We start from the raw sequence: 21305 nt of genomic DNA, 5'->3' as shown, positions 1-21305 counted from the left end.
CGTTTCCACTCACAAAGATAGTCGCGGTCTTGCTTTTCATAGAGGAAATATACGAAATTAAAAGAGGAAAGTCAATAGCTTTTTAAAATTTGATGTGATACAATACATGTCTGCACAACGGATGTTCACCAGGGACAAGCGGATGATCGAATTCCCTCATTCGTTCCATTCCTATTTTCTGCATTACACGTTCTGACCGTTGGTTGAGAAGGGAAGTAAAAGAAAAGAGTTCTTTTATATCTGTTTTATTGCGCGTATACTCCAAACATGCATTTGCAGCTTCAGGAGCATAACCCTGTCCCCAATATTCGTATGCTAACCGCCAGCCTATTTCTATGCCTGGAGCAAAGTCTACATCAAATGTAATCTGATGTAGTCCGGTATAGCCCATATAAGTATGATCTTCTTTTCGTTCTACGGCATACAAACCAAAGCCACAAGTTTGGAATTCATTTTGAATACGCTGATAAAAGGCAAATGATTCTTCCGATGACAATGAATTAAGAAAAAACTCCATCACATTCGGATCGGCATTCATACGGGCAAAAAACGGGATGTCTTCTTCTCTCCAGTCTCGGAGAATCAGACGGGGTGTTTCTATATACTTTTGCATAACTATGATAATAATAGAATGCAAAGGTACAATTCTTTTTTCCTTATTGGAAGTTATTCGTTATTATAAGTATTAACCATCATTCATCGAATATCCCCTTCCACATATAATCAGTCTAGTCAGCAGCGTGGTACGGATGTGTAAACCAGAAGCAGGAACCTACTCCTTCGGTCGAATCCACGCCTATTTCTCCTCCCATTTGGGAAACAATGCTCTTGCAGATAGAAAGTCCGAGTCCTGTACCCTGAACAAAAGTATTCAGCTTCACAAAACGTTCAAATACGCTCTTTTGCTTTTCTTCCGGTATTCCCATTCCGGTGTCGCGCACATAGAATTTTATTTTCTGATGGGATACTTGTTCATATCCCAGGGTGATACTGCCTTGTTGGGTGAACTTTAACGCGTTATTTATAAAGTTACTGATTACTTGGGTGAATCTGTTTTTATCCGTGTAGATATAACATTCCGGGAATAATTCCCCAAAAATCAGTTCAACACCTTTACTCACTTTCATACCCATTGATTTGATAATTTCAGAACAAGTCTCATTAACATCTACATTGGTATATACAAAATTGAATGTTCCCGCTTCAATTTTCGAAAGATCGAGAATGTCCGAGATCAGTTGCAAAAGAAGTTCATTATTCTCTTGCACAATCTTAATGTATTCCTGCCGTTCGCTTCTGCTGTCCGTTTCTGCCAGAAGACTGGAGAAACCGACAATAGCATTAAGAGGAGTACGAATTTCATGACTCATATTGGCTAAGAAAGCCGACTTCAGACGGTCCAGTTCTTCTGCTTTATCGCGGGCTATAATCAATTTCTGTTCAGTTTCTTTTAAAGGCGTGATGTCATAATTGATACACAGCATGTCAATAATGCCATCTTGCGGACGATAATCTCTGACCATTACGTTAATACTGGTCCATGTATATTTACCATTCTCCCTACAGACGCGAACTTCTTTACGTAAACTGCTCGCTTTTCCTTCTTTCACTTCGCGCACAAAATTTTTCAGGACAGCTTGATCTTCAGGGACCACATGAGCGTATACCCCAATAACCTGTGGCATGGGAATCCCTTCTTTTTCTCCCAGATTCCTATACCATGTATCTTGAGCATATCCATCTCTTGTCAGTACATTGAAATGGGCAAACCCTACCTTAGCGTAATCACCGATTAAAAGAAATAGATTCTCAAATTCTTGTATCTTAGTATATGCATTAGTCGTTTCTGTCGTGTCTATATTGATAAACAGATAGTTAATAAAACGGTTTTGAGAATCATAAAGAGCTGTTACTTTAGTAGTAAGATTGATAATCCCTTTTCTCTGTGTTTCTACATATTTGTTTATCTTTGCGAAATCATAATTGATAGAGAAATTTACATTTTCTTTTGCTCTCAATTTCTCTTTTATATCTGAAGGAATATTAGGATTGTCGAATAGATTAATCCCTAATGCCTCATTCTTAGTAGACAAACCGAATATTTCGAGTTCTTTATCATTGATATCTACCAAATAGCCATCTTTATCATAAAGTTCGACACCAGCCGGAAGATTTTTATAGATATTTCTCAATATCTTTTCGCTATTGTCTAAAGCTAAACGATCTTCTTTGGCCTGTAATTCTGATTTCCGTAATTCGATACAAATACTAATAATGTTGGCCAAGGAAGAAAACCACTGAAGATCAATATTACTCCAGCTTCGGCATGCACTGACCATGTCAATACCCATATAACCCCAGACTTCATCTTTGGCAATAAGAGGAACAGCCATCAATGATTTGATATTCTGGACTTCTAACAAGTTGCGGTACTCTTGTGCTTCCAAAGGCATATCATCCAATGTATTCAGGATAATAGATTTTCGATCTGTGATCTGACGATTCCACCAGAAAGAATCATCCCAAAGTATATTTTGGAGATTATCCCGTTCTTCGGATACTCCTTTAGCCGTTGATTCATACGTACAATTCTGTACCTGTTTCTTTCTATCTATTTCAACAATATAAGTACGATCACCCCTGAATTGTTTGAGTATATCTCCTAATATTCGGTTAATCACTTGTGGTATATCATCACATTGCAGGAAAGCAAGTAATGAATATGAAATACTATTTTGTTGGTAAAGTAAACTGTTAACCTGAAGAAAGTCAATATTCTTGTTCGGATCGTCAATCGGTCTGTCTATACATTGTAGATAACCGACCATATTTCTATCTCCTTCTTTATTCGGTTTTTGGAAACAGATTTTAGAGTATACCCAGATTTCTTTGTTTTTTGCTTGCATAGGAAACATTTGTTCGTATGTCTCCAGATTAGAGAGAGATAGATATTCATTTTTAAGACGCAACCGATGGTCTTCACGTATTCTTTGGTGGAATTCGGTGAAACTGATGCGGTTACTTTCAAGACCGAGTAAGTCAACAATAAAGTCGGAACAGATATATTCTTGATTCTTCAAATCAGATTCCCACCATCCCATTTTGGCCATTTTTGCTATCTGAACGTATTTTTCATAGTCATAATTTGTTTGTTCTTTCATATTGTTTGCTTTTGTTTTCTGTTTTGTATTATAAGACATTAGCCGGCAAAGATAAGCATAACTTTTAAATAATGAGGCGTTTGCATATCACAGCAGGATGAAAGTGAAAATTTGGTGCTGAAAAGTGGAAAAAGAGACAAATGAGTACAAACAGGGGATTATTTCGTCTTTCTCTTAGTGAAGAAGTGAATTATATAATCTATAATATATATCAGAAGAATGAAAAATACCAGATTATTCATGTTTGCGGCATGCACACTTTTTTTGGCAGCGTGTGGCAGGCAAACCGTGAAGATTATGACTCCGCCGGATGCGTCAAATCGTGTTTTGTTTGGTGCGGAGCAGTTACAGACTACCTTGGATAAAGCCGGTTATCAGGTAATGATGCAACAGGGAGACACGACATTCTCCGATCCTGAAATCAAAACGATTCTGTTGACGGAAGTAAATGACACGACACTCAAGAAAGAAGGTTTTCATATTTCGACGACGGGCAATCTGACCAGAGTGTCCGGCAGGGATGGGAGTGGTGTCATTTACGGATGCCGTGAACTGATTGACCGTGTGAATGATTCGGATGGTAAGTTGAACTTCCCGGAGGAACTGAAAGACGGTCCTGAAATGGTATTGCGTGGTGCATGTGTAGGATTACAGAAGATGACCTACCTGCCGGAACATGGTGTATACGAATATCCGTATACGCCGGAAAGTTTCCCCTGGTTTTATGATAAAGAACAATGGATTAAATACTTGGATATGTTGGTTGCCAACCGCATGAATTCGCTGTACCTTTGGAACGGTCATCCGTTTGCGTCATTGGTGAAACTGGAAGATTATCCGTTTGCACTGGAAGTAGATGAAGAAACATTCAAGATGAATGAAGAAATGTTCTCTTTCCTCACAGAAGAAGCGGACAAACGCGGTATCTTTGTGATACAGATGTTTTATAATATTATTCTTTCCAAACCTTTTGCTGAACATTACGGACTGAAAACACAGGATCGTAACCGTCCCATTACTCCTCTGATTGCCGATTATACACGCAAGAGCATTGCTGCTTTCATTGAAAAATATCCCAATGTAGGATTACTTGTTTGTCTGGGTGAAGCGATGTGTACAGTTGAGGACGATGTAGAATGGTTTACAAAAACAATTATTCCGGGAGTGAAAGACGGATTACAGGCTTTGGGACGTACGGATGAACCGCCCCTTTTATTGCGTGCACACGATACGGACTGTAAACTGGTGATGGATGCTGCACTGCCACTCTATAAGAATCTTTATACGATGCATAAGTATAATGGTGAATCGTTGACTACCTATGAGCCTCGTGGTCCCTGGGCGAAAATTCATACAGATTTGAGTTCGTTGGGTTCCATTCACATCAGTAACGTGCATATTCTGGCAAATTTGGAACCGTTCCGCTGGGGATCTCCGGATTTCGTTCAGAAGGCGGTAACTGCCATGCACAATGTACATGGTGCCAATGCATTGCACCTTTATCCACAGGCTTCATATTGGGATTGGCCTTATACTGCTGATAAATTGCCGAACAATGAGCGTGAGTTCCAATTGGATCGTGACTGGATTTGGTATCAGACCTGGGGACGCTATGCGTGGAACTGCCATCGCGACCGTACAGATGAAATGGGTTACTGGAACCATCAGTTAGGCAAATTCTACGGAACATCTGACGAAAATGCAAGCAATATCCGTGTAGCTTATGAAGAAAGCGGTGAGATTGCTCCGAAGTTATTGCGTCGTTTCGGTATCACAGAAGGAAATCGCCAAACGTTATTGCTGGGTATGTTTATGAGTCAGCTTGTCAATCCGTACAAATATACGATCTATCCGGGATTCTATGAAAGTTGCGGACCGGAAGGAGAGAAGCTGATAGAGTATGTAGAAAAAGAATGGAAAAAGCAACCTCATGTAGGTGAAATGCCTTTGGATATTGTTGCTCAAGTAATAGAACATGGAGATAAAGCAGTAGCGGCTATTGATAAAGCAGCAGGTTCCGTCTCTTCAAATAAGGATGAATTTGCACGTTTGCAGAATGATATGCATTGTTATCGTGAATTTGCGTATGCGTTCAACCTGAAAGTGAAAGCTGCCAAACTGGTATTGGATTATCAATGGGGAAAAGAGATTAAGAATCTTGAAGAAGCTATTCCTTTGATGGAACAAAGCTTGGAACACTATCGCAAATTGGTGGAACTGACGAACGAACATTACTTGTATGCCAACAGTATGCAGACTGCCCAACGTCGTATTCCTATTGGTGGAGATGATGGAAAGAATAAGACTTGGAAAGAATTGCTGGTACACTATGAGAAGGAATTGGAAAATTTCAAAGCCAACCTCGCTTTGTTGAAAGAAAAACAGAATGGAAATGCGGTGACTGAAACTATCGAGATTGCTGCCTGGACTCCTGCAAACGTGAAACTGATCTCTAATTATCCGACAGTGAAAGTGGATGAGGGTATTTCTTTATTTGTGGATGTCCCAGGTAAGATAGAAGCAGTAGCTCCGGAATTGAAAGGAATGAAGGCGCTCCGCTTCAATGGAAATGAGCAGAGAGAGAAAGGCACAAGCATCACTTTCGAAACGGATGCTCCGGTGAAATTGTTAGTCGCTTATTTCAAAGACGACCAGAAAAAGTATGCAAAAGCTCCGAAACTGGAAATTGATGCATCAGCCAATGATTACGGTCAGGCGGAACCCGTGTTGACGAATGCTGTCCGTATCAACGGAATGCCTTTGGCAAATGTGCATGCATATAGTTTTCCGGCTGGAAAGCATACATTGATGTTACCCAAAGGTTATCTGCAAGTGTTAGGATTCACGGCTGCGGATACGAAAGTGCGTAATGCCGGGCTTGCCGGGGATGAAGAGACAATGGATTGGTTGTTTTATTAATGGGAATTTAGCAGTTAGGCTGAAAGCCTTACAATTATATATTTATTGGGGTGCCCTGAAAGGGCTTAATTATATAGCGTAGGGCAACGCCCTACGAAAAAAACACACCAGCCACAAGCCCTGAAAGGGCGGAACTATATACAATTATGCCCTTTCAGGGCGCAAATTCAGATTGTCGCTTTTACGTAGGGCGTTGCCCTACGCTATATAATTAAGCCCTTTCAGGGCACTCCGCAAAATTATCATTTAGTGGTTATGCACTATTTAAGTATTAAACGATTAGAAAAAGTATCATGAAGAAGTTATTGCTGGCAGTTTTTAGTATAGCCACCACTTTCTCTCTGTATGCGCAAAGGGAAGTTCCGCAGGAACGAATGGAGCAGATTTACGAGGAAGTAAAGACACCATACAAGTACGGGCTCGCAGTTGCCCCGGCAGACAATTATCATAAGATTGATTGTCCTACCGTTTTTCGCCAGGGAGACAAGTGGCTGATGACTTATGTGGTTTACAACGGTAAAGGTGGAACCGATGGTCGTGGTTATGAAACCTGGATAGCAGAAAGTGATAATTTGCTCGAATGGCGCACTTTGGGACGGGTTCTTTCTTATCGGGATGGAAAATGGGACTGCAATCAGCGTGGCGGATTTCCTGCATTGCCGGATATGGAATGGGGTGGAAGCTATGAGCTTCAGACTTATAAAGGTCGCCATTGGATGACTTATATCGGTGGTGAAGGAACGGGCTACGAAGCTGTAAAAGCTCCGCTTTATGTCGGACTGGCATGGACGAAAGGAGATATTTCTACGGCACATGAATGGGAATCTCTGGACAAACCGATTTTGAGCATCCATGATAAAGATGCCCAATGGTGGGAGAAACTGACTCAATATAAGAGTACCGTTTATTGGGATAAAGATAAAACATTGGGAGCTCCGTTTGTGATGTATTACAACGCGGGCGGGCATCATCCGGAAACGAATTTAAAGGGCGAACGTGTCGGCATTGCGCTTTCCAAAGATATGAAAACATGGAAACGCTACTCCGGAAATCCGGTCTTTGCGCATGAAGCTGATGGAACCATTACAGGAGATGCGCATATCCAAAAGATGGGAGATGTGTATGTGATGTTTTATTTCTCTGCTTTTGAACCTTCGCGTAAATATAAAGCATTCAATACATTTGCCGCCAGCTATGATTTAGTGAACTGGACCGACTGGAAAGGGGCCGACCTGATTATCCCCTCCAAGAACTACGATGAACTGTTTGCTCATAAGAGCTATGTGGTGAAACATGACGGAGTGGTTTATCATTTCTATTGTGCGGTAAACAACGCAGAGCAACGTGGCATTGCCATTGCTACCAGTAAGCCGATGGGACGTTCGGCTGTCCGTTTCCCGAAACCGGAAATCAAGAACCGCCGGCAAATTATTGAATTAAATGAAGGCTGGAAAACTTGGAGAGTTGAGAATGGAAAGTTGAGAGTTGAGAGTGAAAAGACTGTGAATATACCTCATAACTGGGATGATTATTATGGGTATCGTCAATTGACTCATGGCAATCTTCACGGAACCGTTCTTTACAAAAAGGACTTCACCCTCAACAACTCTCAATTCTCAACTCTCAACTCTCAACTTAAAAAATATTTCCTTCGCTTTGAAGGAGTGGGTACATACGCCACCATTACAGTGAACGGAAAGGACTTCGGTCGTCATCCCATAGGGCGCACTACGTTGACTTTGGATGTCACAGATGAATTGAAACAGGGAGTAAATCGCCTGGAAGTGAAAGCCGAGCATCCTGAAATGATTGCCGATATGCCTTGGGTATGTGGAGGATGTTCATCGGAATGGGGATTCAGTGAGGGTTCCCAACCGTTAGGTATCTTCCGTCCTGTGGTATTGGAAGTAACGGATGAGATTCGCATAGAACCTTTCGGTGTACATATTTGGAATGACGAAAAGGCTGCTAACGTATTTGTAGAAACAGAGGTTAAGAATTATAGTAAAACAACAGAAACGGTAGAGTTAGTCAATAAACTAAGCAATGCCGATGGAAAACAAGTTTTCCGTTTGGTTGAAAAAGTAACTTTAGCTCCGGGAGAAATGAAAGTGATTCGCCAGCAGGCTCCTGTTGAGAATCCTGTCTTGTGGAATACAGAAAATCCATATCTCTATAAATTGGCTAGCATGATTAAGCGCGATACGAAGACAACGGATGAAATTTCGACACCCTTCGGTATTCGTACCATTAGCTGGCCGGTAAAACGAAACGATGGAGACGGACGTTTTTACCTGAATGGAAAGCCGGTGTTTATCAATGGAGTATGTGAGTATGAGCATCAGTTCGGACAAAGCCATGCGTTCAGTAATGAACAGGTTACCGCAAGGGTAAAACAGATACGTGCAGCCGGTTTCAATGCGTTCCGGGATGCTCATCAGCCCCATCATCTCGATTATCAAAAATACTGGGATGAAGAGGGAATCTTGTTTTGGACACAATTTTCCGCCCACGTGTGGTATGACACTCCGGAGTTTCGTGAGAACTTTAAAAAGTTGCTTCGTCAATGGGTGAAAGAACGTCGTAATTCTCCGTCAGTGGTGATGTGGGGATTGCAGAATGAAAGCACTTTGCCTCGTGAGTTTGCACAGGAGTGCAGTGATATTATTCGGGAGATGGATCCGACTGCAAAGACAATGCGTGTCATAACAACCTGTAATGGCGGTGAGGGTACAGACTGGAATGTGATTCAAAATTGGAGTGGTACGTATGGAGGAGATGTGACGAAATACGGTCGTGAGCTCTCTCAAGCAAACCAATTGTTGAACGGAGAATATGGAGCGTGGAGAAGCATCGACCTACATACGGAGCCGGGAGATTTCCAGGTGAACGGAGTGTGGAGTGAAGACCGTATGTGTCAGCTGATGGAAACTAAAATCCGTTTGGCAGAACAGGCTAAAGATAGTGTTTGCGGACAATTCCAATGGATATACAGCAGTCATGACAATCCCGGACGCCGCCAACCGGATGAAGCGTATCGCAAGATAGATAAAGTAGGTCCGTTCAATTATAAAGGATTGGTTACTCCGTGGGAAGAACCGTTGGACGTATATTATATGTATCGCGCCAACTATGTTCCGGCTGCAAAAGACCCGATGGTTTATCTGGTGTCACATACATGGGCCAACCGTTTTGAAAAAGGACGTCGCCGTGCCACCATCGAGGCTTACAGCAATTGTGATTCTGTATTGCTATACAACGATCTGACAAATGAAAAGGCAACCTTCCTCGGACGTAAAAAGAACAACGGAACAGGCACTCATTTTATGTGGGAAAAACGGGATATTCGTTATAACGTGCTTCGTGCAGTAGGCTATTATAAAGGTAAACAGGTGGCAGAAGACCTGATCCTATTAAATGGCTTGGAACAAGCCCCTAACTTCGAACTTCTTTATCAGGATGATAAAAAGATATTGAAAGGAGAGGCAGGATATAATTATCTGTATCGTCTCAACTGTGGAGGGGATGATTATACAGATAGTTTCGGACAGTTATGGTTGCAGGACAATACGAATTATTCCCGTTCATGGGCGGAGAATTTCAAGGACCTGAATCCTTATCTTGCCAGTCAACGTACCACCAATGATCCGATTCGTGGCACCCGCGACTGGACGTTATTCCAACATTTCCGCTTCGGACGTCATCAGCTGGAATATCGTTTCCCTGTGGCAGACGGAACATATCGTATTGAACTGTATTTCACAGAGCCTTGGCATGGTACGGGCGGAAGCGCTTCTACCGACTGTGAAGGGCTGCGCATATTTGATGTTGCCGTGAATGATTCTGTTGTATTAGACGACTTGGATATTTGGGCTGAAAGCGGTCACGACGGAGTTTGTAAGAAGGTGATATATGCCACAGTGAAGGGGGGAATGTTGAAAATTCATTTCCCGGAAGTGAAAGCAGGACAAGCCTTGATTTCAGGCATTGCTATTGCCAGCACAGATCGGGAACTGAAACCGACGGTATTCCCTGCGTCCGGCTGGAGTTGGGAAAAGGCGGATAAAGAAGTAATGGAAAAGACTCCGAAAGAGTTACTTCCGGAAGACAAAAATGCTCGTGTCAGTATATCATACGAAGCGGAAACGGCAGTGCTGAAAGGCAAATTCCAAAAGAAAGAACATCGCAAACAGATGGGAGTGTTTTTTGGTAAAGGAAAAGGTAACAGTATTGAATGGAATGTTTCTACTGGGTTGGCGCAGGTGTACGCCCTTCGCTTTAAATATATGAATACTACCGGAAAGCCAATACCTGTCTTAATGAAATTCATTGATTCAAAAGGAGTAGTATTGAAAGAGGACGTATTGAGCTTCCCGGAAACACCGGATAAATGGAAGATGATGAGCACCACCACCGGAACCTTTATCAATGCCGGACATTACAAAGTATTACTTTCGGCAGAAAATATGGACGGAATTGCTTTTGATGCATTGGATATTCAATAAATCTTTCTATCAATTGATTTCAATAAAACGGGATACGGATAAGGTAAACTTTCCGCATCCCGTTTCTTTATATTCGGATCATTTTCTTAGAAATAGAATATAGATGTTATTTTTTTATGATTCAATGTTCCGATTTTAATTATTTAAAAGATAGGAATTAAATAATCTCTATCTTTGAGGACAAACAAAAAGAGCAATAATGGAAAGTAATATACCAAAGTATGATTTGCCGGTTGATTATATTGTAGGAGAGGGATTCGCAAAAGATTTACTGAAGAGCTATAAGAATTTTCCATGTAAGATTGAATCCGGCTTATTTATTCTTTGTATAAAAGGCACTATGGAGGTGACGATCAATACCAATACCCATCATATTAGTGAAAATGATTTAATAACTTTGCCGCCTAATTGCATATTAGAGGTGCACACATTCTCATCCGATATCCAGATTTATTATGCGGGCTTTTCATCTCATTTTATAGAAAGTATAAATTTGATGAAAGCTACCCAGCACCTTCTTCCGGTAATTATGGAGAATCCGATAGTTGCTTTATCTCCACTTCAGGCCTGTAGTTATAAAATGTTTTATGAATCATCTATTCTTTCATACGCTTCACTTAGGACGCGCGAAAATAAGGAGATAGTAAAAGCTGTTCTTACCATGTTTATCCAAGGGGCTACAGAAATATATAAGTTACAGAATAATTGGTATTTGTCTTCTCAATCAAGAAAGTATGAGATTTATCAGGAGTTTTTAAAATTAGTCATGAAACATTATACAATCCATCACGGAACATCTTTCTATGCTGATGAGTTAGGACTTAGCCTGCCCCATTTCTGTTCTACAATTAAAAAGGCGGCAGGAAATACTCCATTAGAGGTGATTGCTTCTGTCATTTTGATGGAAGCTAAATCCCGTTTAAAGTCGACCGATGAACCTGTAAAAAATATAGCTCTATCTTTAGGGTTTAATAATATCTCCTTCTTTAATAAGTTTTTTAAGCAGCATACTGGTATTACCCCTCAAGAATATAGAGGACGCTAATCTTCTGTTTTTCTATCAAATGGTAATGTAACGGTAAAACAACTACCTTTCCCAATCTCTGATTTAACGGAGATATCTCCTTGCAGGTGTTCTACAATCGTTTTACAGATAGAAAGTCCTAAACCGGTTCCCTGTTTAAAAGTATCTACTTTGTAGAAACGATCAAAGATTTCATTCAAACATTCTTGCGGAATTCCCGAACCGGTATCTTCTACAAATATTTGTACAGAATCCGCATTTCTGTTATCAAGCGTATACCCAAAATGAATATATCCTTTTTGGGTGAATTTCCGGGCATTATTAATGAAATTGCATATTACTTGTTTCAGGCGTGTAATATCTGTGTTGATATAAACATCTTCATCCGGTAATAATGACTTTATTTCAATTTCGGAAATAGGTTTCATTGCCTGTTCTTTCTCTATGTCCATCATTAAAGAGTTAAGGGAACAGTTGGAGAAAGTAAATTTAATCGTATTTGATTCAATCTTGGACAAATCAAGTATGTCGTCAATCAATCGTACTAAATGTTCGCTATTGATGCTGATTAGTCGCACGAAATCGGCACGTTCCTCTTCACTTAACTCATCATAAGTGGAACCTATAACATCAGAAAAGCCGACTATTGCATTCAGCGGCGTACGGATTTCATGACTCATATTAGCCAGAAACGCCATTTTAAGACGATCGCTTTCTTCTGCTTTTTTACGTGCCTCGATTAAGGTGTTTTCTATGTCTTTATATTCCTGAATACTCAAGCAGATTCCCACTAACCGATAGGGATGGCCGGATATGTTTGCAATATAAGTTGACTGCCCTTCAAACCATTCCCAAGTACCATCTCCCCGGCGCAAACGGAATGGAACTGTTTTGTCAAAAGTTGTATTACCACTAAGTTGTACAACAAAGGCATCAGCCATAGGTTGTCGATCGTCCGGATGAATCATATTCACATATTCCTCCATTGTCAAAGTATTATTTTCTCCTGCCGGAATACCTAAATGTTCAAAATAACGATCGTCAAGAGTAAATTCACTCCGACTTATATCATAATACCATGGATAGATTCTGGTTCTTTGCAAAGCAGTATTCAGAATATATTCCTGTGTAAGCTCTACTGTAATATTGCGGAAAAAGAATAAGATCTTGTTTAAATTAGTTCTATCCCTGATCGTTGCAAATTCTCCTCTTATAGGAAATTGTGTGTAATCAACCTGTTCTTGCATGAAGGTATGTTCAGGTAATGAATACGTATTTTCTCCCTGACGAATCTTTTCCAGAATAGTCGAAAGTATATCTTCCTTTTTGTTTAGCAGTTTAAATAAACGATTGGTAGGAAAGGGAAGCATATCATTGACCGACGGATGAACATGCAGTTCTGCAAAAGCCTGCTGATTGAGTTGTATAACTTCTCCATTTGTATCAAATATAATCACTCCGTCGGGTAAAATGTTTAATAATTCATCGTTATAGAGTGTCTGTTTGTAATCTTCCATTTCTTTTATTGTTTTATACTGAATATAAGATATATGAGACATATCTTATAACAAAGAAAACCATTTCTGTGAAGATTATAACATATTTACAGCTCTTTTTGAGCGACTTATACGGTTATTTTAAATTGCAAGATATTTAATGTTAATACAATATTCTTATTTTAATATTCGATATTCAAATATTAATAGAGAGAATGTGCCAAAACTCCTTTATGATTTTATTTTGGCACATTTCTTTTTCTTTATCTAGTAAGCTTTATCCCATTTATTTGCCAATCGTTTTTGGCTGTTCCTTCTGTGAAATTGAATGATTTAGTTTTGAGAGGTAATGGTTTGAAAGTTAGGGAAAATTCGGCTTCTCCGCTTTCAGGCAGAAAGAAATGCTTACCGGGGGTAATGCCGTCAGCTTTTTGTAATGTGTATGATGCACCTTGCTCGTCTACTAGTTTGGCATTTACACTTACTTGTATCCAGTATTTGGGTATGTAATATGCATAAAAATGAACGATAGTGGCTGTATCAGTCAATTCTACCTGCTTCACTTCAAGAATATCAGTATTGGTTGATTCAAAACTCGGATGATTAACGACTTTTCTATTGGTGTCCCCGGTGATACTCATTTCACGCTTTGGTGCATCCAAATATCTACGCATCTTTAATTTCAAGCTGCCTTTACCATAGCCCGACCACATTTTCACGATTTTGCCTTCGGGAGAGATAAGAACATAATTCGGAATACCGTTGACGTCATACACAGCATATAGTCCTGCAGTCTGTTTCAAGTCGCTTAAGTTTTGCCAAGTCATTTCATGTTGTGCAGAAGCAGCTTTCCATCTAGTTTGCGTATCTGAACTCAAACTGATGATGGTGAGTCGGTCTTTATATTGCTCTTGAATCTCTTTCATTTCGGGCAAAGCCATGATGCAGGGACCACAACCGCTGCTCCAGAAATCAAGTAACATATATTTTCCTTTGAAATCAGCCAAATGATGCACCTTTCCATCTAAATCAAAAAGATCGGCATCTGCCATGTCATCTCCTTCTTTCACCGTTTTAGGAGGAAAGAGATTAACCCTGATTTCTTGTCCTTCAATGGAAGCTTTCTGTTCTTCGTTTAATCTGTCATACAAAGCCAGTATTTCTTCCTTATTGGTAAACTTTGGATTGTACTTCAATGACATACTCAAACGGAGCAATTTTTCCATCCAGACATTAGAAATAGGGAGTTCCTTCATCAACTTTAATTCCCGTTGATTAATAATGGAAGATATACTATCACTCTTTGTTCGAAGTGCTTTTCGTTCGGTTTCTGAAGCTGAACGCATACTTCTTTCTTTGATAGCCAAGCGTTGAAATTCGTCCCATAAGTCACGGGAATCCTCAATGAATCTATTATGTTCTTGTTGTTCTTTTACCGGACTATCTACCCTCCATGTATAAATCAGAGGGTTTGTGCCCGTTACTTTTATTTTTGCGCCCGGAGTTGCATAAATATCTAACGACATTGGAGGGAAATCTGTATCACGACACATGAGAGACAGTTGATCCATACCGCTTTCTCCTGCATTTCGCTTGAAAAAGAAAGTTCCATTACGTATCGTATCCGTACCAACTATGCTTCCTACGCGTCCATCCGTCAAAAATAAGGAAATATGAGTTCCGTCTTTCACTCCTTTTACCTCACCTTTAATTGTGTACTCGTGTTGTGCTTGTGAAACGAGACTGCCTAATAAAAAGAGGCTGCTAAATAGTAGTTTTTTCATCATCATAATATTAGAAGTAATTATACGCCACAAGGTAAAGATTTTCTTCATAGAGTGTTACTCCTTTTATTGTTCTTTAATATTTCTGTAAAAGAAAAGGGTACAAAATGTCCTTTCGTCCGTCTACTTGATATGAAGAAAAAAGAACGAATGAAAATATATACTTTGCTATTTGGTATATTGTTTGTAAGTCCTACACAGGCACAAACAATGCATGATTGGGAGAATCATCATGTTCTCCAGATCAATCGTGAACCGGCAAGAGCCGCTTTTACCCCTTTCTCTGTACAGAAAGGAGACGGTTCAATCTCTTTAGACGGAACCTGGAAATTCCGTTGGACTCCCGTTCCCAATGAAAGAGTCATGAATTTCTATCAGACAAATTTTAATGATAAAGATTGGACGGATTTTCCTGTTCCCGCCAATTGGGAAATGAACGGATATGGCACGCCTATCTATGTTTCAGCAGGCTATCCGTTTAAAATAGATCCTCCACGGGTGATGGGAGAACCGAAAACTGACTATACCACGTATAAAGAACGGAACCCGGTAGGGCAATATCGGCGTACCTTTGTCTTGCCGGCCGGATGGGAAGCGAATGGACAGACTTTTCTACGATTTGAGGGCGTAATGAGCGCCTTTTATGTTTGGATTAATGGCGAACGGGTAGGGTATAGCCAAGGCAGTATGGAACCGAGTGAATTTAATGTCACGAAGTATCTGAAATCCGGAGAAAATCAAATTTCACAGGAAGTCTACCGATATAGTGACGGTTCTTATCTGGAAGATCAGGATTTCTGGCGTTTTGGTGGTATTCATCGTAGTATTCATCTGATACATACGCCGGATATTCATGTCCGTGATTATGCGGTACGCACTCTTCCTGCATCTGCTGGTGATTATGAAGACTTTATTTTGCAAATTGATCCGCAATTCAGTGTATATCGAGGGATGACCGGAAAAGGGTATGTCTTACAGGGAGTATTGAAGGATGCTTCAGGCAAAGAAGTTGCCACATTGAAAGGCAATGTGGAAGATATTCTTGATTTGGAGCATAAAGCAAGCCGGATGAATGAATGGTATCCGCAGCGTGGTCCGCGTAAGATGGGACGTTTGTCAGCCATTATAAAATCGCCGGAAAGATGGACGGCAGAAACACCCTATCTTTATAAATTACACTTAACTCTCCAAAATGGAGAAGGAAAAGTCGTAGAACAGATAGAACAGGCCGTGGGCTTCCGCTCTGTAGAAATCAAAAAAGGACAACTGTTAGTGAATGGTAATCCGGTTCGTTTTCGTGGAGTGAACCGCCACGAACATGATCCACGGACGGCACGTGTCATGAGCGAAGAACGGATGCTTCAGGATATTCTGTTAATGAAACAGGCGAATATAAATGCCGTACGCACCAGCCATTACCCCAATGTCAGCCGTTGGTACGAGCTATGCGACAGCTTGGGATTGTACGTGATGGACGAAGCGGATATAGAAGAACACGGATTGCGTGGAACACTCGCAAGTACCCCCGACTGGCATGCAGCATTTATGGACCGTGCGGTCCGTATGGCGGAACGTGATAAGAATTATCCATGTATTGTAATGTGGAGCATGGGAAACGAAAGCGGTTACGGACCGAACTTCGCTGCTATTTCGGCATGGCTGCATGATTTCGATCCCACTCGTCCTGTACACTATGAGGGGGCACAGGGAGTGGACGGAAATCCTGACCCGAAGACGGTCGATGTTATCAGCCGCTTTTATACCCGGGTGAAACAGGAATACTTAAATCCCGGCATTGCAGAGGGAGAGGACAAGGAACGCGCTGAAAATGCACGTTGGGAGCGGTTGCTGGAGATTGCGGAGCGTACCAATGACGACCGTCCGGTAATGACGAGTGAATATGCACATTCCATGGGGAATGCATTAGGAAATTTCAAGGAATATTGGGATGAGATATATAGCAATCCCCGTATGCTGGGTGGTTTTATATGGGATTGGGTAGATCAGGGAATCTACAAGACATTACCCGATGGCCGTACCATGGTGGCTTACGGCGGTGATTTTGACGATAAGCCGAATTTAAAAGCTTTCTGCTTTAATGGATTACTGATGAGTGACCGTGAAACTACGCCTAAATATTGGGAGGTAAAAAAAGTATATGCACCGGTTGAGTTGAGAGTTGAGAATGGAGAGTTGAGAGTAACCAACCGGAATCATCATATTGATTTATCACTTTATCGTTGTCTGTGGACATTATCAGTGGATGGTAAGGAGAAAGAACGGGGAGAAATAACATTGCCAGAAATAACTCCAGGCGAAAGTAAAACAATTGATTTGCCGGCTTTCCGATCATCAAAAGATATTTATTCTTTGAGTAATAAAAATGAGAAAGTTAGTAAGACCAATAAAAAAACGGAGAAAACTCTTTCCGATTACCAACTGAAAGTAAGCATTGTTTTGAAATCGGATGCTCTTTGGGCAAAGGCAGGACATGAAGTGGCCTGGGAACAATTCTGTTTGCAGAAAGGAGATTTAGCTTCTGCTGATTTAATTAATAAAGGAGCGCTTCAGGTGAAAGAGGATGATAATTCTTTATTGATTAGTGGGCACGGTTTTTCTGTCCAGTGGGAAAAGAAAGTGAACGGAAGTATGACTTCCCTTATATATAAGGGCAAAGAAATGCTGACTCACTCCGATGATTTTCCGGTTCAGCCTGTCACTCAAGTTTTCCGTGCTCCGACAGATAATGACAAGAGCTTCGGAAACTGGTTGGCTAAAGACTGGAAATTGCATGGAATGGATCATCCGCAGATAAATTTGGAATCTTTCCACCATGAAAAACGTGCAGACGGGGCGGTCATTGTCCGGATTCAAACAAGTAATTTATATAAAGAAGGAAAAGTGGTGACGACTTCTGTCTATACGGTCTTTTCAGATGGAACGATTGATCTGAAAACAACTTTCTTGCCACAAGGAGTTCTTCCTGAAATTCCCCGTTTAGGAATCGCATTCTGTCTGGCGCCTGCTTATGATACATTTACCTGGTATGGCAGAGGACCACAGGATAACTATCCTGACCGCAAAACATCTGCTATGATAGGGCTTTGGAAAGGAAGCGTTGCAGACCAATACGTACATTATCCACGTCCGCAGGACAGTGGAAACAAAGAAGAAGTGCATTATCTTACCTTGACCGACAAACAGAATAAAGGCATTCGTGTTGACGCGGTAGAAAACGCATTTTCTGCATCTGCCCTGCATTACACCGTACAAGACATCTATGAAGAAACTCACGATTGCGATTTAAAACCACGTGCAGAAGTTATTCTTAGTATGGATGCTGCCGTACTTGGATTAGGAAACAGTAGTTGCGGACCGGGTGTATTGAAGAAATATGCCATAGAGAAAAAAGAACATACGTTGCATCTCCGTATCAGTAGTAAACAATAATAGCAATAAATAACTAACACAATAATAAAAGTAACAATGAAAAAAGTAACCACTTTATTATCAACCTTGGCGTTGGCAACTACCCTGGCTGCTCAAAACCTTCCACAAACGGAAAGGCAATATCTCTCCGGTCACGGATGCGACGATATGGTTGAATGGGACTTCTTTTGTACCAACGGACGCAATTCCGGCAAATGGACGAAAATCGGCGTACCTTCCTGTTGGGAATTGCAAGGCTTCGGCACTTATCAGTATGGGATCACTTTCTATGGAAAGCCATTTCCTGAAGGCGTTGCCGATGAAAAAGGTATGTATAAGTACGAGTTTGAAGTTCCGGAAAAGTTTCGCGGTAAACAGGTCAATCTTGTATTCGAAGCTTCAATGACAGATACGGAAGTAAAAGTGAACGGACGCAAAGTGGGTTCCAAACATCAGGGAGCCTTCTATCGTTTTTCATACAACGTCACGGATTTCCTGAAATATGGCAAAAAGAATTTATTGGAAGTCACTGTTGCCAAAGAGAGTGAAAATGCCAGTGTGAACCTTGCCGAACGTCGTGCTGATTATTGGAATTTCGGCGGTATCTTCCGTCCGGTGTTCCTGGAGGTGAAACCAGCCGTAAACCTGCGGCACATTGCCATTGACGCAAAGATGGATGGAACTTTCCGAGCCAACTGTTACACAAATATCTCTAATGACGGAATGAGCATCCGTACACAGATTTTAGATAAAAAAGGGAAAAAGATAACGGAAACCACCGTACCCGTAAAAACAGGAGGCGACTGGACTTCCCTGCAACTGAATGTATCTAACCCCGCATTATGGACAGCGGAAACTCCGAATCTTTATAAAGCGCAATTCTCTCTATTGGATAAGACCGGTAAGGTTTTGCATAGTGAAACAGAAAATTTTGGTTTCCGCACAATTGAAGTACGCGAAAGCGACGGACTTTATATAAACGGAGTACGTATCAATGTACGTGGTGTCAATCGCCATAGTTTCCGTCCTGAAAGTGGCCGTACGTTGAGTAAAGAGAAGAATATCGAAGACGTTCTTTTGATGAAAGGCATGAACATGAATTCTGTCCGTTTGAGCCACTATCCGGCTGACCCGGAATTTTTGGAAGCCTGTGATTCTCTCGGACTTTATGTGATGGATGAATTGGGAGGCTGGCATGGCAAGTATGATACCCCCACCGGAGTACGTCTGATTGAAGGCATGATAGAACGTGACGTGAATCATCCGTCTATTATTTGGTGGAGTAATGGTAATGAAAAAGGATGGAATACCGAACTGGATGGAGAGTTTCATAAATACGATCCGCAGAAACGTCCGGTTATTCACCCGCAAGGCAATTTCTCCGGTTTTGAAACCATGCATTACCGCTCTTACGGAGAAAGCCAGAACTACATGCGCTTACCGGAAATCTTTATGCCTACGGAATTCTTGCATGGTTTATACGATGGCGGCCATGGTGCGGGATTATATGATTATTGGGAAATGATGCGCAAGCATCCCCGTTGTATCGGTGGATTCCTTTGGGTATTGGCAGACGAAGGTGTGAAGCGTGTAGATATGGACGGATTCATCGATAACCAGGGAAACTTTGGAGCAGACGGTATTGTAGGACCACATCACGAAAAGGAAGGTAGCTACTACACTATCAAGCAGTTATGGAGTCCGGTGCAAATCATGAATACTTCTATCGACAAGCAATTTGATGGCAAATTCTCCGTAGAAAACCGTTACGATTATCTGAATCTGAATACTTGCCGTTTCCTTTGGAAGCAAGTAAAATTCCCGCTGGCAACAGATGCATCCAATGCCGCTATTCAAGTGTTGAAAGAGGGTGAAGTGCAAGGCAGTGACGTGGTTGCTCACTCGGCAGGCATTTTGGATATAAAAACAAATATCCTCTCCAATGCAGACGCCCTCTTCCTGACAGCAATCGATCCATACGGCCATGAACTTTGGCGCTGGACTTTCCCGGTCAACAAACTGAATCAGCAGACTGAACAGCTTTCTCCCTTGTCCAGTCGTCCTACTTATACAGAGACAGAAAATGAGCTTACTGTAAAAGCGAATAAGCGTACGTTCATCTTCTCAAAGAAAGACGGACAACTGAAAGGGGTATCTGTAGATAACCGTAAGATTAACTTCGCCAATGGTCCCCGTTTCATTGGAGCCCGTCGTGCAGACCGCTCATTGGATCAGTTCTATAACCATGATGATGAGAAAGCAAAAGAAAAAGACCGCACATACAGCGAATTCCCTGATGCTGCCGTATTTACGAAACTGGATGTGAAAGAAGACGGAGGTAATCTGGTTGTTACCGCCAATTATAAACTAGGCAATCTGGATAAAGCCCAATGGACAATTAACCCGAGTGGAGAACTGGCTTTGGATTATACCTACAATTTCTCCGGTGTCGTAGACTTGATGGGTATTCGTTTCGACTATCCTGAAGATCAGGTAATCAGCAAACGCTGGCTGGGTGCCGGACCTTACCGTGTATGGCAAAACCGTATTCACGGAACACAATACGATGTTTGGGAAAACGACTATAACGATCCTATTCCGGGTGAGACCTTCACATATCCCGAATTCAAAGGATACTTTGGTGATGTTTCCTGGATGAATATCCAAACGAAAGAAGGCACTATCAGTCTGACAAACGAAGCTCCCGACGCGTATATCGGAGTATATCAGCCTCGTGATGGCCGCGACCGTTTACTTTATACTCTTCCCGAAAGCGGAATCTCTGTCCTGAACGTGATTCCTCCGGTACGTAATAAAGTAAACTCCACCGATTTGTGTGGTCCCTCTTCACAACCGAAATGGGTAAATGGTCCACAAACCGGACGAGTCATTTTCCGGTTTATGTAAATGAATCATATAAAGGTATCCACATTGCGTTGGGTACCTTTTTTTATTTAATCTTCTGAAGTTTGAGAATGAAAATGGCT

The 21305-nt window shown here is 41.3% G+C and carries 9 protein-coding genes; 5 read left to right on the top strand and 4 right to left on the bottom strand.

What is annotated here, in order from left to right:
* Positions 1–82: 82 nt before the first annotated feature.
* A complete protein-coding gene (locus DW862_RS12475) occupies positions 83–613 on the bottom strand; it encodes a GNAT family N-acetyltransferase (protein ID WP_044918095.1) in 531 nt (176 codons plus the stop codon).
* Positions 614–728: 115 nt separating this feature from the next.
* Positions 729–3161 (bottom strand): ATP-binding protein, encoded by a 2433-nt coding sequence (locus tag DW862_RS12470; RefSeq protein ID WP_087323977.1) that lies wholly within the window; start codon positions 3159–3161, stop codon positions 729–731.
* 219 nt (positions 3162–3380) lie between these two features.
* Here DW862_RS12470 and DW862_RS12465 point away from each other — a divergent pair, with 219 nt between their 5' ends.
* The 3 genes from DW862_RS12465 (at position 3381) to DW862_RS12455 (ending at position 11630) form a co-directional block, all read left to right on the top strand.
* Positions 3381–6080 (top strand): hypothetical protein, encoded by a 2700-nt coding sequence (locus tag DW862_RS12465; RefSeq protein ID WP_162487400.1) that lies wholly within the window; start codon positions 3381–3383, stop codon positions 6078–6080.
* Positions 6081–6373: 293 nt separating this feature from the next.
* Complete coding sequence (locus DW862_RS12460; protein ID WP_120068534.1) at positions 6374–10585, top strand: malectin domain-containing carbohydrate-binding protein; 4212 nt, start codon at positions 6374–6376, stop codon at positions 10583–10585.
* A 199-nt stretch (positions 10586–10784) separates the two neighbouring features.
* Complete coding sequence (locus tag DW862_RS12455; protein ID WP_004314666.1) at positions 10785–11630, top strand: helix-turn-helix domain-containing protein; 846 nt, start codon at positions 10785–10787, stop codon at positions 11628–11630.
* On the opposite strand, the gene DW862_RS12450 is transcribed toward DW862_RS12455, so the two are convergent.
* Complete coding sequence (locus DW862_RS12450) at positions 11627–13126, bottom strand: ATP-binding protein (RefSeq protein WP_004314671.1); 1500 nt, start codon at positions 13124–13126, stop codon at positions 11627–11629. The two genes, DW862_RS12455 and DW862_RS12450, sit on opposite strands and share 4 nt — an antisense overlap.
* Positions 13127–13368: 242 nt before the next feature.
* Entirely contained in the window at positions 13369–14895 is a 1527-nt protein-coding gene (locus tag DW862_RS12445; RefSeq protein ID WP_081354135.1) for a TlpA disulfide reductase family protein, read from the bottom strand.
* 126 nt (positions 14896–15021) lie between these two features.
* Between DW862_RS12445 and DW862_RS12440 the strand changes: the two genes are divergently transcribed.
* Both DW862_RS12440 and DW862_RS12435 read left to right on the top strand, forming a co-directional pair.
* Positions 15022–18339 carry a glycoside hydrolase family 2 TIM barrel-domain containing protein gene (locus DW862_RS12440; protein WP_120068529.1) on the top strand — a complete coding sequence of 1106 codons (3318 nt, stop codon included), beginning with the start codon at positions 15022–15024 and terminating at the stop codon, positions 18337–18339.
* Positions 18340–18375: 36 nt separating this feature from the next.
* Positions 18376–21225, top strand: a complete 2850-nt coding sequence (locus tag DW862_RS12435; protein WP_087318939.1) for a glycoside hydrolase family 2 TIM barrel-domain containing protein — start codon at positions 18376–18378, stop codon at positions 21223–21225.
* Positions 21226–21305 lie beyond the last annotated feature (80 nt).

This window comes from Bacteroides sp. AM37-9, assembly GCF_003603455.1.
In the GTDB taxonomy this organism is placed as follows: Bacteria; Bacteroidota; Bacteroidia; order Bacteroidales; family Bacteroidaceae; genus Bacteroides; species Bacteroides xylanisolvens.
This window is presented reverse-complemented; position numbering and strand designations above follow the sequence as displayed.

Bases quoted from the DNA above. Each gene is read 5' to 3' on its own strand.
- DW862_RS12475 (WP_044918095.1), bottom strand. From the start codon at position 613: ATGCAAAAGTATATAGAAACACCCCGTCTGATTCTCCGAGACTGGAGA.
- DW862_RS12470 (WP_087323977.1), bottom strand. From the start codon at position 3,161: ATGAAAGAACAAACAAATTATGACTATGAAAAATACGTTCAGATAGCA.
- DW862_RS12465 (WP_162487400.1), top strand. From the start codon at position 3,381: ATGAAAAATACCAGATTATTCATGTTTGCGGCATGCACACTTTTTTTG.
- DW862_RS12460 (WP_120068534.1), top strand. From the start codon at position 6,374: ATGAAGAAGTTATTGCTGGCAGTTTTTAGTATAGCCACCACTTTCTCT.
- DW862_RS12455 (WP_004314666.1), top strand. From the start codon at position 10,785: ATGGAAAGTAATATACCAAAGTATGATTTGCCGGTTGATTATATTGTA.
- DW862_RS12450 (WP_004314671.1), bottom strand. From the start codon at position 13,126: ATGGAAGATTACAAACAGACACTCTATAACGATGAATTATTAAACATT.
- DW862_RS12445 (WP_081354135.1), bottom strand. From the start codon at position 14,895: ATGATGATGAAAAAACTACTATTTAGCAGCCTCTTTTTATTAGGCAGT.
- DW862_RS12440 (WP_120068529.1), top strand. From the start codon at position 15,022: ATGAAGAAAAAAGAACGAATGAAAATATATACTTTGCTATTTGGTATA.
- DW862_RS12435 (WP_087318939.1), top strand. From the start codon at position 18,376: ATGAAAAAAGTAACCACTTTATTATCAACCTTGGCGTTGGCAACTACC.